The sequence below is a fragment of the Limosilactobacillus alvi genome (assembly GCF_016900115.1).
Taxonomy (GTDB): Bacteria; Bacillota; Bacilli; order Lactobacillales; family Lactobacillaceae; genus Limosilactobacillus; species Limosilactobacillus alvi.
This window is the reverse complement of the sequence record NZ_JACJJQ010000044.1, coordinates 1-12,742: the sequence shown is the minus strand read 5'-3', so window position 1 is coordinate 12,742 and position 12,742 is coordinate 1. Positions and strand designations below refer to the sequence as shown.

Sequence of the window (12,742 nt, the reverse complement as noted above, 5' to 3'; positions counted from 1 at the left end):
TCATTTCCTATACTCGAACTCGTAGTCCCACAACCTGAAAATCAAAATATCAAAGCAAAGATAGCGGAGGTCATTTTGTGATACGGACTCGCAGTCCCTGAGGCTATGGACGACCTTAGCTCTATCTTTAGGGTAATAAAAAAGTCCAGGATGGTAAAATTCATCCTGAACTAATCTTAGGTTGTTTGTAGGGAAGACCTAAAATAATTAGTTATAAATCAGAATTTATATTCCGCGTAATCTAGCTTCGTTAGGAAGGATATTACCAACCCATCTCCTTAGCAGCAGCGGGAAGGGCGAGTTTACCGGCAGCGAGTTCAGCGAAGGCTTGATCAAAGATCTTAAAGACCTGATCAAGTTGTTCTTCGGTGATCACCAGTGGTGGTTGGAAACGAAGGATGTTTCCCCGCAGGCTAATGATGATTGCCCCAAGTTCGAAGACCCGGTAGATTAATTTCGTTGTTGCTTCTTCATCAGGTGCGCCGGTTACGGGGTTTACGATATCAATCCCGCCATCAAGGCCGTACATCCGAACGCCACCGATGAACGGATACTTTTCCTTGGCGGCTTCAAAGTACGCTTTCGCCTTGGCTCCGAGTTTTTGCGAACGTGCTAGTAAGTGTTCTTTTTCGATAACGTCAATTGTTGCTAAAGCTGCGGCACTGGTAACCGGATTTCCAGCAGTCGTGTAAACGTTGGCCGGGGCCCCTAGAGATTCCATGATCGCTTTGCGACCAATGACGGCACTTAAAGGTAAGCCGGAGGCGAGGGACTTCGCCGTTGAAATCATGTCGGGTTCAATTCCTGGGAAGTTTTGGATCGACCACCATTTCCCGGTCCGGCCCATACCTTGGTTAACTTCATCCACCGCAAAGAGAATGCCGTGTTCTTTAGCAAAATCATAGATCTTTTGCATGAAGGCAGGAGGCATCATCGCAATTCCTCCGTCCCCTTGAATGGCTTCAATTACAATCACGGCCACTTCATCGGCTGGTAAGTAAGTTTCAAAGGGCTCTTTAAAAGCCTTAAAGTAACGATTAACGAAATGTTCGTCACTTTCGTCAGCTTCTTGTTCCCACGGAGATGGGAATGGGACCTTAACTACCCCGGGCAACAGGGGACCTAACTTCCGGGTCATGTTTAAACTTACCCCGGATAAGGTTAAAGATCCGTACGTGGAGCCGTGATAGGCCCCGGTAAATGAGACTATGTATTGGCGCCCGGTATAGGCGCGAGCGAACTTAATGATCGCATCGTTCGCATCGGAACCTGAGTTACCCCAGGCCACCTCTACCGGACCGGACATTGGGGCAATCGCTGCTAATCGCTTCGCGAGCTTAGCAGTCGTGCTGTTGGCAAAGTAAGCCGGTGTGTACTGGGTTAGTTTGGCGGCTTGATCTTGGATAGCTTTGACCACGGTCGGGTGGGCGTGACCGGTATTAGTAGCCGAAGCGCTGGCCAAGAGGTCGAGGTAGTGATTGCCTTCAACATCGGTTAGGACTGCGCCCTTCCCGTGATCAAGCACCACGTCGAAGTATTTAATACGGGCACAAGTCGCAAAAACATCATTTTCTTGAGCTAATAATTGATGATTACTTCCAGTCATATTATTTCTCTCCCTTCTTAGCAAGGTATGAGTGACGAATTCCGTATGTGAAGTAGATGATTACCCCGAGGACGAACCAACCACCAGCATAGACCTTAGCTTGGACATCCAAGCCCCAGAAAACGAAGAGGGAAGCTAAGAAACCAAGCGTTGGCATTACGGGGTAAAGGGGCATCTTGAAAGCAGGTTCTGGAATATCTTTTCCTTCCCGCTTCCGCAAGGCGTAGATCCCAAGGGAAACGAACATGAAGGCAATTAAAGTTCCGGCAGAAATCAATTGTGACAAGAAAGCAAATGGGAAGAAGGCCCCGATCAAAATAGCGATGATCGCTAAAGTCCATAGAGCCCGGTTAGGCCGGTTTTGAGCGTCCAAATTACCAAGGAACTTTGGCAACATGCCATCCCGACCGAAGGAGTAGATCAACCGGGAACCAGCCATGGTCATCCCGATTAAGGCGGTGAACATTCCGAAGACGGCGATGGTTTGAACAACTGAGGCAACGGCTGGGTGACCAGCTGCCCGCAAGGCTAAACCAACTGGTTCGGCCGAATTAGCATACTTGGTGTAATGCAATACTCCCATCAAGACGAGGGCCACGGCAACGAAGAGAACCACGGCGATTAACAATGATCCCAGGATCCCACGGGGCATCGTCTTTTGCGGATTTTTTGCTTCAGCAGAGTTAGCCGCGATTGAGTCAAATCCAATGTAGGACAGGAAAATCATCGAAACCCCGGCGTAGATCCCTTGCCAACCCCCAAAGGGCCCATTTGGCGTTGGGCGATACTTAGGAATAAATGGGGTGAAGTTAGCTGCCTTGATGGCCGTCATCCCAACAACAATGAACAAGAGAATTGCAAAGACCTTCAAGAGGACCAGGATGTTTTCAACCCGGGCGGCTTGGGAGACCCCACGAGAAACTAGGTAGGCGACCAAAGCGATGACACAAAGGGAAATCAGGTCGACCACCCCACCATTAGTTCCAAATGCATTAGAGAGTGAGGCAGGTAACTTTAGGCCAAGTGGTGCAACTAAGGCCCGGAGGTTAGCCGAAAGCCCAGAACCAACAAAGGCGAGGGCAATAAAGTACTCAGCCAAGAGGGCCCAACCGGCAATCCAACCAAAGAATTCCCCGAAAACCACGTTAATCCACGAATAAGCAGATCCAGCAAATGGCATGGCAGCCGCCATTTCAGCATAAGCAAAGGCAACTAATCCTGCCACCACGGCAGCGACTAAGAAAGAAATCGCTACAGATGGACCAGTATGCATGGCAGCCACTTCCCCTGGCAGGGTAAAAATGGACGTGGAAACAATCGTCCCAACCCCGAGGGCCAAGAAATCTCGAACCCGCAGAGTTCGAATTAAATGACTATCCTTATCTTGATATACACTCGGGTTTTCTTTCCGAGTAATGGTTTGCCAAAGACTCATAATAATATCCTCCTTGAAAGCCAACCTATGTGACTTTCGCTTGTAAAATTGGTGATTATGTAAAATGTCATTTTCTCATCAATCTTTAATATAGTTTAGCAAGTCTTAAGAAAGCCGTCAATAAAAGAATTTGAACTTTTTTCTGGCAGGGGTTTCAAAGTTTGGTATTAAAAGAATCTCATTTTTAAAATTATGGACGGCTCTGAGAGGTTGAGGTTGGGAAAAAAGCTCAGCCCCATCCTCCCGCCGAATATTACACAGAAACTACGACCAAATACAAAAGGCGGCCGAAAAACTGGATGTGTTTCTCAGTCGCCGCGGGTTGTTTATATCATTGCCCTAAACCTGGCAAATTTTTCTATTCTTATTTTGGGGTAGCTTTCTTTTCGACTTTCTTTCCCATTTCCATTTGATCGTTGTATCCCCAGACCCAAGTAACGATAAAGGAAACGACAATGGGCTGCGATACTAGAAAGTAAGAAAGCATAGAAACTAGTTAATTGGGTTGGGTGAGCCGGGTTAAAGATCATTTGCAGATAACTTGGGAGGTGTTCTTTAAGCCAGTCGCCCAATTTTTAGCCAGCCAAGCCGCCAAAATCATTGGGAAGATGGAGTAAGTGTAGTTTAAGAATTGGAACTTAAAGCCCTTTCCCCAAGTAACTAATTGCGGATAGGTAAGGACACCCCCGATCACGGCAGCCACAATTGGATCCCCACCCAACCGTTTAGCCGCTGCATAACCAACTAAGACCGGCAAAAAGTAAAAGGCCGAGTCAGCCATGGCGCTAATGGAAAGATACATAACGGACTTTGTGTTTAATAGGGCCCCTAATTGAGGAAGTGTCAACAAGGCTAATAACCCTTTGATGATCCCGGAAGCCGCGATGACCCCCACGACCGGGCTCATGGAACCGGTAATAACCCCAATTAGGTTGTTAAAGGCTCGTGAAATTGGGCTTTTACCGTTATTAGCTGGGGTTTGATCTGCGGGAGCATCGGCCAAGTTAGGGGGTTGCTTCATCACGGCATCATAGACATCGGTGACTTCATTGCCGATTACGACTTGGTATTGGCCTTGGGCGTGCATAATGTCGATGACCGACAGCATGGCAAGGTAAGGCGGTTTCCAAGTTAATTGGTAATTACCCAACGGCGATTACCAAGTTGAGTTCGACAATTACGTTGCAACCATACGAAAGTTTAGCTCTTAAGGGATAAGTATGCTATTTGATCAAGTTCCGCTGAAAATCATTCTGGTGATTAGCATGACAGCTAGCAAACTATTATAAAGTTAGTTTTTGCTTGCTGATGCCTATCACCGTGGGTTTTTAGGGGGCTTTTTTATTTGCATCGGTTGGGGTTGTCAAAGGGGCAAATTTATGTTTTAATACGTTTAAACATTTAAACGCAAAGGAGGGGGAATATGGAAAAAGAGCGAATCTTGGCAGCTTTTAATGCGGTGATGCCCGTGTTTGCGATCTTTCAGGATCAACGGCGCCAGGAATTAATGACCGAACTTTGTTGCAAGGGGGAGCTGACTGTAAACGAATTAACGGCCTTAGTTGCGCTTTCCCGTCCGGCGGTATCGCACCATTTAAAATTAATGCTAGATGCGGGAGTTATTACTGTCCGCCAAGTAGGGGTCGAACGCCGTTACCAACCAAACATGGCTCCAATCATCAAGCAACTTAAGACACTAACGGCCGCCTTGGAAGCTAATTAGGCCGTTTATTTTTTAGAGCTTTAGTTTAAAAGTTTAAACCTTTAATCGAAAGGATGATTAGATGCAAAGTATGCAAAAATTAAGGTTAAAAAATGGTTTAGTGATCAAAAATCGGGTGGCCAAGGCAGCTACCAGTGAAACAATGGGGGATCGTCGGGGAAATCCCCAAGCAGTGTTGCTGAATTACTATCGTAAATTAGTAACGGGTGGGAGTGGTTTGATCATTTCCGGGAACGTGATGGTTGACCGCACGGCCCGTGGCGAGATGGGCAATGTTATTGTTGATAAGCAAACTGATCCCCAATTACTAGCCAAGTGGGCCCAAATTGGGGAAAGTAATGGGAGCCATCTCTGGTTACAATTAAACCATCCGGGGCGGCAAGCCCCCAAAACAGTTAATAAGCAACCGGTGGCGCCGAGCGCGATTCCCCTAACCGGGCCGAATGCCTTTGCCTTTAATCCTCCGCGTGAATTAACTTTACCGGAGATTCAACAGATTATTCAACGCTTTGTAACAGCGTCCATGATCGCTGAACAAGCTGGCTTTTCAGGAGTCGAAATTCATGCGGCTCACGGTTATCTGTTAAGTCAATTTCTATCACCAAAAGTTAATCACCGGACCGATCAGTATGGAGGAAGTTTAGCAAACCGGATGCGGATTATTACTGAAATCTATGATGGAATTCGCGCCCGTACCAAACCAAATTTTGCGGTTGCGATTAAGATTAACGCGGGTGATTTTACTCCAGGCGGATTTACGGCGACGGAATCGTTAGCAGTTATTCGTCAATTAGCCGCCCGGGGCATTGATTTAGTTGAAATCTCGGGGGGTTCTTACGAGAATCCTAAAATGATGGGGACAGGAAAGGTACCGCTGTTTGTGGAATACGCCCGGAAAGTTAAGGCCGCCGTGACGGTCCCTGTAATGGTTACGGGAGGTTTTAGGACGGCCAGCGGCATTGAAAAGGCCGTGGCTACCGGGGCGGCCGACCTGGTAGGATTAGCGCGGGCCTTAGTTTTGGAGCCTAATCTCCCAAATAAACTAGCAGTTGGCGCCTTTACGGCGGTAGCGATCCCCCATTTTTCGACAGGAAGTGCTAAACTTGATGCTAAAGTAGGCTCGTTGATCGGGTTAGCTTACTATGAGCAACAAATGCGGCGATTGGGAAGGCATCAGTCGGTTAAGCGCCCCAAAACAGCCTGGCCAATTTTAATGTATGCAATGCGATACCAAGGATTGGCTGCCTTGGTGCCCCAACGAGGAACGGAGATATGACCATGAAAAAAGTATTAGTCGTTGAGACAAACCAAGCTACCTATGGTGCCCGGAAGGAAGCCACCGGGTTATGGTTGGGAGAGACGACCGAATTTATTACCCAGTTGCAAGCTACAGGTTGGCAGGTTGATTATGTTAGTCCCCGGGGTGGCTATGTCCCAGTTGATCCGCGTAGTTTGAAGTACTTAGATGCTGCGGGTTGGCGGTGCTATCAAGATCCAGCCTTTCAAAAAGTGGCCCTAGCGCGGACGCAGGCTCCTGAACAAGTTGATCCCACAAAGTATACAGCGATCTATTTTGCTGGTGGGCATGGGGTCATGTGGGATTTTCCAACTAATCGTCAATTGCAGGTGATTGCAGAAGTCATTTATCAAAATGGCGGGTACGTTACTTCCGTCTGCCATGGGATTGCGGGCCTGTTTAACCTTAAACTGCCCAACGGAACCCCGTTAATTGCCGGCAAACGGGTGACTGGTTTTACAAGGGCGGAAGAAGTTTTAGCCGGTAAACGCCGGCTAGTACCCTTCTTAAATCAAAACTTAGCCCAGCAAAAAGGAGCTAAGTTCGTCAAACGCCGTGCCTATGCCCAATTTGCAGTCACCGATGGCCGATTAATTACTGGGCAAAATCCTTTTTCAGCGACTGCGGTTGCTAAAAAACTCTTAGTGGCAATTAATCAGGAAGGGAGTAATTAAGATGACCGTAGCTTTAATTACTGGAGCAACTGGTGGTTTAGGCCGCGCTTTGGCCCATGAACATGCTAAGCGGGGTGGTGACCTTATTTTAGTTGGTCGGAACCAAATGAAACTAGCAAGTCTTAAGGCACAACTGCACGTGGCTTACCCGCTTGTATTAATTGAAACGATCCAAGCTGACTTTGCCAAGGGTGGTCAGGTTCAACAAGTCTTTGATGCTGTGCAAACGTTAGGCTGGCAAGTTGATTACTTAATTAATAATGCTGGTTTTGGCGGTCAGGGGAAATTTATTTCCCGGGAAAAGGAAGCTGATCTGACAATGTTGCGGGTTAATGCGGCAGTCCCAACAGCTTTCATGAAGCTCTTCTTACCATTAATGGTTAAGCAAGGTTATGGCCACGTTTTAAACGTCTCGTCTGCGGCCGCTTTTTTCCCAGGGCCGGAAATGGCAGAATATTATGCCACTAAAGCTTACTTAACCTCCTTAGGAAATGCCATTTGGCAAGAAATGAAAGCAACTAGGGTAACGGTCACAACCTTAATGCCGGGACCAATGGAAACTGGCTTTGCGACGGCCGGTGACTTAACCACCACGAAGCTTTTTAAACCGGGAACCGGTGCTGACCCAGCTTTAATTGCTAAGGTAGGTTACGAGGGGATGTTAGCTGGAAAATTAAATGTTGTGGCTGGTTTACCAAGCTGGGCCAAAGTTAGTGCCAAGCTTTACCCGCTTTTGCCAAAGCGCCTTGTCCTAAAGGTGATTGAGAATTTGCAGACGAAGAAAAAATAGCGAACAGAAAATAAAGACCACTAATTAAAGGTTAAAAGGTAGTTGACAGGAGTTGACTTGCCTACCGTCCAACTTAACCTCATTAGTGGTCTTTTAATGATATTTAAATTTGTTACCTCACTTTTCCCAAATAAACTTAACCAATGCCCGGTCAACTTGCTTATTTTTGTGTAGCTTACTGTGTTGCCCCATCTTACCCTTGATTTCGAGTTCTTGATAAGATTTAGCTCGGTTATTAAGTAGCCACCGGAGGGACTTTGAAGAAACGTTTGGCACCGTTCCATCGGAATTAGAGCCGTCCTCGAGGTTTCCGTAAATATTTAAGACTTTGATTTGTTGTGGGAAGGTATTCCGAAGGGTAATTAAACCGGCATACTCAGGTAACTGCTGCGAAGGTTCTCCAGTTTTAGGGTTGAGAGTAACCTTATTAGCACCTTTTTCAACTTCGAGGCCATTCCAGTGCCCGGCAATATCAACTAATTTTTGGATTTGCGGGAGCTTGGGATCAGCACCGTGATTCCGTAAATAGTAATATACCTGCAAGTTTCCCATTGAATGGGCAACGATATTAACCTTGGTGAAACCGAATTTCTTTTGCGTTGCGGCTAAAACATCAAAGACGTAGTTACTACTCTTTGAATAGCCGTCCGAAATTGATTTTTCACCGAGGTTGGTACTTTTGTTGTTGGCCAAATTAACTTCAATGATCGGATTTTTAGTTCCCCGCTTGATATTACCTTGCCAAGTAACCTTGCCGTTTTTAGCAACGTTTGCTCGGACAATGGTATTAGTTACCCCATGATCTTTTGTATAGTGGGTCATTTGCTGTTCCGCCCGGTAGGAACTCCCCCAACCATGGAAGAAAATAGTGGGGGTGGTTGAAGAAACGTAACTAGTGCTTTCTTTAACTTTTTGGGCATGACAAGCAGTCGCCAAACTAGTTGTAACTATGACCGCAACAACGACGGTTAACCAACGCCATAAGTTTCTCATTTTAAGTATCGCTCCTTAATTTACTTTTGCTAAAATAATCGCCCCATGGCCGGAAAAAAGTCAAGTCAAAGGGGTTGAAACTTGCTACTAAAGTCGTTAATGTATACTGAGTGACATTAAACGGAATAAAAAACTTTTTATATCAAATTGGGAGGAGCTTTTATGCGCAAAGAGCAATTACGGGCAATCATTTTTGTGATGGTTGCTTTTATGTTGGGCTGTAACGAGTATGTGATCGTTGGGGTTTTGCCGGATGTGGCAAAGGAATACCACGTTTCCCTAGCTTCCCTTGGGTATGTGGTAACCATCTTCGCTTTCGTTTATGCTTTAACAACCCCATTAATTACTTCTTTAGCAAACCGTTGGCCCCGTCACCGGGTTCTTTTTACTTTAATTGTGATCTTTTTAATGGGAAATACTTGGACGGCGATGGCTACAAATTATTGGTCCTTAATTTTATCGCGGATGTTGACCGCCACGGTTGCCGGGGCGATTATCTCACTAGTCTTGGTAATTGCCTCCTTTGTGGCGCGACCGGAAAAACGAGCCAGTTTAGTTTCCTGGATCTTCGCTGGTTTTAGTATTGCTTCCGTTATTGGAGTACCGATTGGAACGCTAGTTAGTCAACATTTAACCTGGCATGATAGTTTCTGGTTAATTACTTGGTTGACCTTAATCGTGATGGTCTTATTATTCTGGTTAGTTCCCCGGGATACTCCGCAAGTTAAGGGGCACATGGCGGATCAATTTGTGATCTTTAAGGATCGACGGGTTTTAGTCGGAATCTTTTTTATCGTGGCAGTTTGTGCGGCTGATTATACCTTCTATACCTATATCCGACCGTTGATTACGAATGTTTTAGGTTTTAATGATACTTGGCTAAATTGGCTTTTGCTTGTAATGGGGGTCTTCTTCATTATTGGGAATAAGTTTGGGGGCGTTTTGGCTAATAATGGTGGGGTTAAAAAGCTCCCTTGGATGTACGTTGCGATGACCATCCTCTTAGTTTTAATGGCCCCATCTTTTGGTTGGCCCTGGTTAACAATCGCCATTATCGCTTTGGTATGTATTGCTTTGGCCGGTTACGGAGCCTCAACTCAGTTAATGTTTTTAAATATTGCCGAAAAAGAATATCCTCAAGCCTTGGATTTAGCTTCATCGTTAAACTCGATTTTTGCCAATATTGGGATTTCCCTAGGATCCTTAACGGCAGCCGAAACGGTTCAATTCCTGGGTTTGACCAAGGTTGGTTATGTTGCTGCCATCTACGGGGTAATTGCCACGATTTTAGTTATTTTAGCGGCTAAGTGGCGGGATGTTAAGGTGAAATAGCTGAAAAAAGGAGCTAAGGAATAAGTTTCCCCCTAGCTCCTTTTTACGTCGTTTACTATAAGTTGAGCTCAAACCCCAACCGTTCGGGGTGAACCGGTTCGTTAACCTTGATTATTCCCCGGTACTCGAAGCCAGCTTGTTTGGCAATGGTTTGCATGGCCTGATTGAGATGGTAAGTATCAACACGGAAGTTGTGAATTCCTTGGCTAAGGCCAATGGTAATGGCGTTACTGAAAAGATACTTACTAAAGCCTTGCCCAAGATAATGCTCACTAATTGCTACCCGGTGTAAAGTGATGTATGGATCATTGGGTTTTATCCAAGCACCATCAATAGCTCCATAAGTTGGCTCTTCCCCGGGAATAATGGCAACATAGCCAGCAACTTCGTGATTAGCTCGGAGCACCCAACCATGGTGATTAATGATATCATTTTGAATACTATTTTCATTCGGGTAGCCGGTTTGCCATTGGGGTGAACCGGCTTTTTTAAGGCGAGCTTTAGCGTCGGCGATAATTTGACAAATTGCCTTTAGGTCGGTCATTTGCGCCTTGGTTAAATGTGGGATTGGCATCCAATCACTCCTTAGTAATTAAAATTATCGTACTGGTTTAGCTTAAATTTTTTAATTGCGTAGATCAACTTAGCTGCGTAATCCGGATCAGTAGCGTAGCCATTTTTCTGGAGTTCATAAGCCGCAGTTTGATAATTCTTGGCTTTGGTTACCCCTTTAAACCGATCATGATTATCGATGGTGCCATTTAAGATTAGTTTAGCATGAGCGTTAATTGAAGCTTGCCATGATTGGTAGACCGCAAAATACTGTTTAACCGTTTTGGTTTTGCCATTAATCGTCTCTTTTGTGTACATTTTGATGCGTTTTTGTTTGCCAGAAGCTTTCATCCCAAAGAGATTATTGTATTTGTAAGCAAGTTTAGCCCGCCCCCAGTCAGATTCAATACCGGCTTGGGCGATAATAATGCTAGCGGGGATGTGATACTTCTTTTGTTCGGCTTTAGCAGCCGGGGCAATTTCTTTTATAAACTGCTTAACCGTCATTTGAGTCGGATGAGATTCCATTTTGGGTTGGGGTTGTTGTTGACGGTTAACTAGGAAAATGGTTAACCCAGCTAACAGGCCAACCGCCACTAGGCCAATCATAATACTAAAAATCGTTTTGCGTTTCATGATAGTTCCTTTCTCGTAATCGGTTTAATTATACCGAGATTCGTGAGTAGCGAATAGATTAAATTAGCTTTGTAGGATTTTTCGAAGGTTTTCTTCACGAAAAATTAAAAAAATTCAATTTGGGGGTTGCAATTTCACGGAGCTTAGTTAAAATAAGATTAACAAATTTAAAAAACGATGAGAAAGACGAGTAGCCTTATTATTTCGGACAGTGACTCGGGGATGGTGTGAACCCGGGCGACCCTGGTAAAGTGAAAAACCCTTTCAAAGTTGCCACCCCAAACGTTTTGCGAAGTAGGCGTGGCCGTCACCGGAACGTTACCACCGGGAGAGTATGTTAGTACTCGATTTTGAGGTGGCCTGGGTATTACCCCCAGGCAACTAGGGTGGTACCGCGGAAAGAAGCCTTTCGTCCCTTGAGTTAGCAAGGGGTGAAAGGCTTTTATTTTTCATCCGGTTAAAAATGGAGGCAATCATTATGACTTTAATTTTACCTAAGGATTACGATGCTAAATTATCAATTCGTGAAACCGAAGATGCTATTCGTTATATCCGGGAAACCTTCCAGGATGAACTTTCCGCAGAATTGAACTTACAACGGATGTCCGCGCCGATGTTTGTCGATAAGGCTAGTGGGCTTAACGATGATTTGAACGGGGTGGAAGAACCAGTCCACTTTACGGCCAAAGATTTACCAGGGGAACGCATCGAGGTTGTTCACTCCTTAGCTAAATGGAAACGGATGGCTTTAAAACGGTACGGCTTTGGGATGCACGAAGGTCTTTACACCAACATGAACGCCATTCGTAAAGATGAAGACATGGATAACTTCCATTCTATCTATGTTGATCAATGGGACTGGGAAAAGGTAATTGCCAAAGAAGAACGAACGGAAGCAACTTTGAAAGCTACCGTTAAGCAGATTTTTAAGGTTATCAAGCACATGGAACATGAAGTTTGGTATAAGTATCCTCAGGCAGTCTACCATTTACCAGATGAGATCCACTTTGTAACAACGCAAGAATTAGAAGATCGTTGGCCAGCCTTAACGCCAATGGAGCGGGAAGATGCCATTGCAAAGGAATTAGGTTGTGTCTTTGTGATGAAGATTGGTGATAAGCTGAAGCGGTCTGGGAAACGCCATGATGGTCGTGCACCCGACTATGATGACTGGGCTTTGAACGGAGACATCATTTTCTGGTATGAACCGTTGCAATGTAAATTAGAAATCTCAAGCATGGGGATTCGGGTTTCTGAAGAATCCTTAACAGCTCAATTAAAGAAGGCTGGGGCTGAAGAACGAGCTAAATTACCATTCCATAAGGCTTTATTGGCTGGAGAACTACCATATACAATTGGTGGGGGGATTGGTCAATCTCGTTTATGCATGTTACTGCTTGGTAAGGCTCATGTGGGTGAAGTTCAAGCTAGTCTCTGGCCAGCGGAAATGCGTAAGCAATGTGAACAAGCTGGTATTCATTTGTTGTAAAATTTGTGGGTGCGGCAAACGAAGTGAAAAAATGAATCTTTCCTAAACAATATCGATGGGAGGCCGGGAAGAAACACACGTTTCTGCCCGGCCTCTTTCCTACGATTAGTCAAGCGAAAAGTTATCGAAAATTAGCGTACACTAAACAAACCTGATCTAAATAAGAATTTAAAAATCAGGAAAAAGTGATATATTAAAGAAGAGGGTTAATCCTC

Annotated in this window: 11 protein-coding genes, 1 pseudogene and 1 other annotated feature; of the genes and pseudogenes, 6 read left to right on the top strand and 6 right to left on the bottom strand. The window is 45.2% G+C overall.

What is annotated here, in order from left to right:
- Window positions 1–262 precede the first annotated feature (262 nt).
- The 3 genes and pseudogenes from H5993_RS08015 to H5993_RS08005 form a co-directional block, all read right to left on the bottom strand.
- Window positions 263–1,606, bottom strand: coding sequence for an aspartate aminotransferase family protein (locus H5993_RS08015; RefSeq protein WP_204776954.1), 1,344 nt, complete (start codon window positions 1,604–1,606; stop codon window positions 263–265).
- Window position 1,607: 1 nt separating this feature from the next.
- The gene (locus H5993_RS08010; RefSeq protein WP_204776953.1) at window positions 1,608–3,041 is read right to left on the bottom strand and encodes an APC family permease; all 1,434 of its coding nucleotides are present in this window, start codon (window positions 3,039–3,041) and stop codon (window positions 1,608–1,610) included.
- 364 nt (window positions 3,042–3,405) lie between these two features.
- A pseudogene (locus H5993_RS08005) lies at window positions 3,406–4,140 on the bottom strand (PTS transporter subunit EIIC); the annotation flags it as partial.
- Between the two features lie 324 nt (window positions 4,141–4,464).
- Here H5993_RS08005 and H5993_RS08000 point away from each other — a divergent pair.
- The 4 genes from H5993_RS08000 (at window position 4,465) to H5993_RS07985 (ending at window position 7,525) form a co-directional block, all read left to right on the top strand.
- The gene (locus H5993_RS08000) at window positions 4,465–4,764 is read left to right on the top strand and encodes an ArsR/SmtB family transcription factor (protein WP_180870716.1); all 300 of its coding nucleotides are present in this window, start codon (window positions 4,465–4,467) and stop codon (window positions 4,762–4,764) included.
- A 61-nt stretch (window positions 4,765–4,825) separates the two neighbouring features.
- Window positions 4,826–6,040 carry an NADH:flavin oxidoreductase/NADH oxidase family protein gene (locus H5993_RS07995; RefSeq protein WP_204776952.1) on the top strand — a complete coding sequence of 405 codons (1,215 nt, stop codon included), beginning with the start codon at window positions 4,826–4,828 and terminating at the stop codon, window positions 6,038–6,040.
- A 2-nt stretch (window positions 6,041–6,042) separates the two neighbouring features.
- Window positions 6,043–6,735, top strand: coding sequence for a type 1 glutamine amidotransferase domain-containing protein (locus H5993_RS07990; protein ID WP_180870712.1), 693 nt, complete (start codon window positions 6,043–6,045; stop codon window positions 6,733–6,735).
- Window position 6,736: 1 nt separating this feature from the next.
- Complete coding sequence (locus tag H5993_RS07985; protein ID WP_180870711.1) at window positions 6,737–7,525, top strand: SDR family NAD(P)-dependent oxidoreductase; 789 nt, start codon at window positions 6,737–6,739, stop codon at window positions 7,523–7,525.
- A gap of 117 nt (window positions 7,526–7,642) precedes the next feature.
- Here H5993_RS07985 and H5993_RS07980 read toward each other — a convergent pair whose 3' ends face one another.
- Window positions 7,643–8,518 (bottom strand): alpha/beta hydrolase, encoded by an 876-nt coding sequence (locus H5993_RS07980; protein WP_204776951.1) that lies wholly within the window; start codon window positions 8,516–8,518, stop codon window positions 7,643–7,645.
- A 162-nt stretch (window positions 8,519–8,680) separates the two neighbouring features.
- Here H5993_RS07980 and H5993_RS07975 point away from each other — a divergent pair, with 162 nt between their 5' ends.
- Entirely contained in the window at window positions 8,681–9,850 is a 1,170-nt protein-coding gene (locus H5993_RS07975; RefSeq protein WP_204776950.1) for an MFS transporter, read from the top strand.
- Window positions 9,851–9,905: 55 nt separating this feature from the next.
- On the opposite strand, the gene H5993_RS07970 is transcribed toward H5993_RS07975, so the two are convergent.
- Together H5993_RS07970 and H5993_RS07965 are read right to left on the bottom strand one after the other, a co-directional pair.
- Window positions 9,906–10,424 carry a GNAT family N-acetyltransferase gene (locus tag H5993_RS07970; RefSeq protein ID WP_180870705.1) on the bottom strand — a complete coding sequence of 173 codons (519 nt, stop codon included), beginning with the start codon at window positions 10,422–10,424 and terminating at the stop codon, window positions 9,906–9,908.
- A gap of 11 nt (window positions 10,425–10,435) precedes the next feature.
- Window positions 10,436–11,038: a glycoside hydrolase family 73 protein gene (locus tag H5993_RS07965; protein ID WP_204776949.1), complete on the bottom strand. Its 603-nt coding sequence runs from the start codon at window positions 11,036–11,038 to the stop codon at window positions 10,436–10,438.
- Between the two features lie 168 nt (window positions 11,039–11,206).
- Window positions 11,207–11,458 (top strand) — a binding site (T-box leader).
- A 58-nt stretch (window positions 11,459–11,516) separates the two neighbouring features.
- On the opposite strand from H5993_RS07965, the gene asnA reads away from it, so the two are divergent.
- On the top strand, window positions 11,517–12,527 hold the full coding sequence (asnA, locus tag H5993_RS07960; RefSeq protein ID WP_180870702.1) for an aspartate--ammonia ligase: 1,011 nt from the start codon (window positions 11,517–11,519) through the stop codon (window positions 12,525–12,527).
- Window positions 12,528–12,742 lie beyond the last annotated feature (215 nt).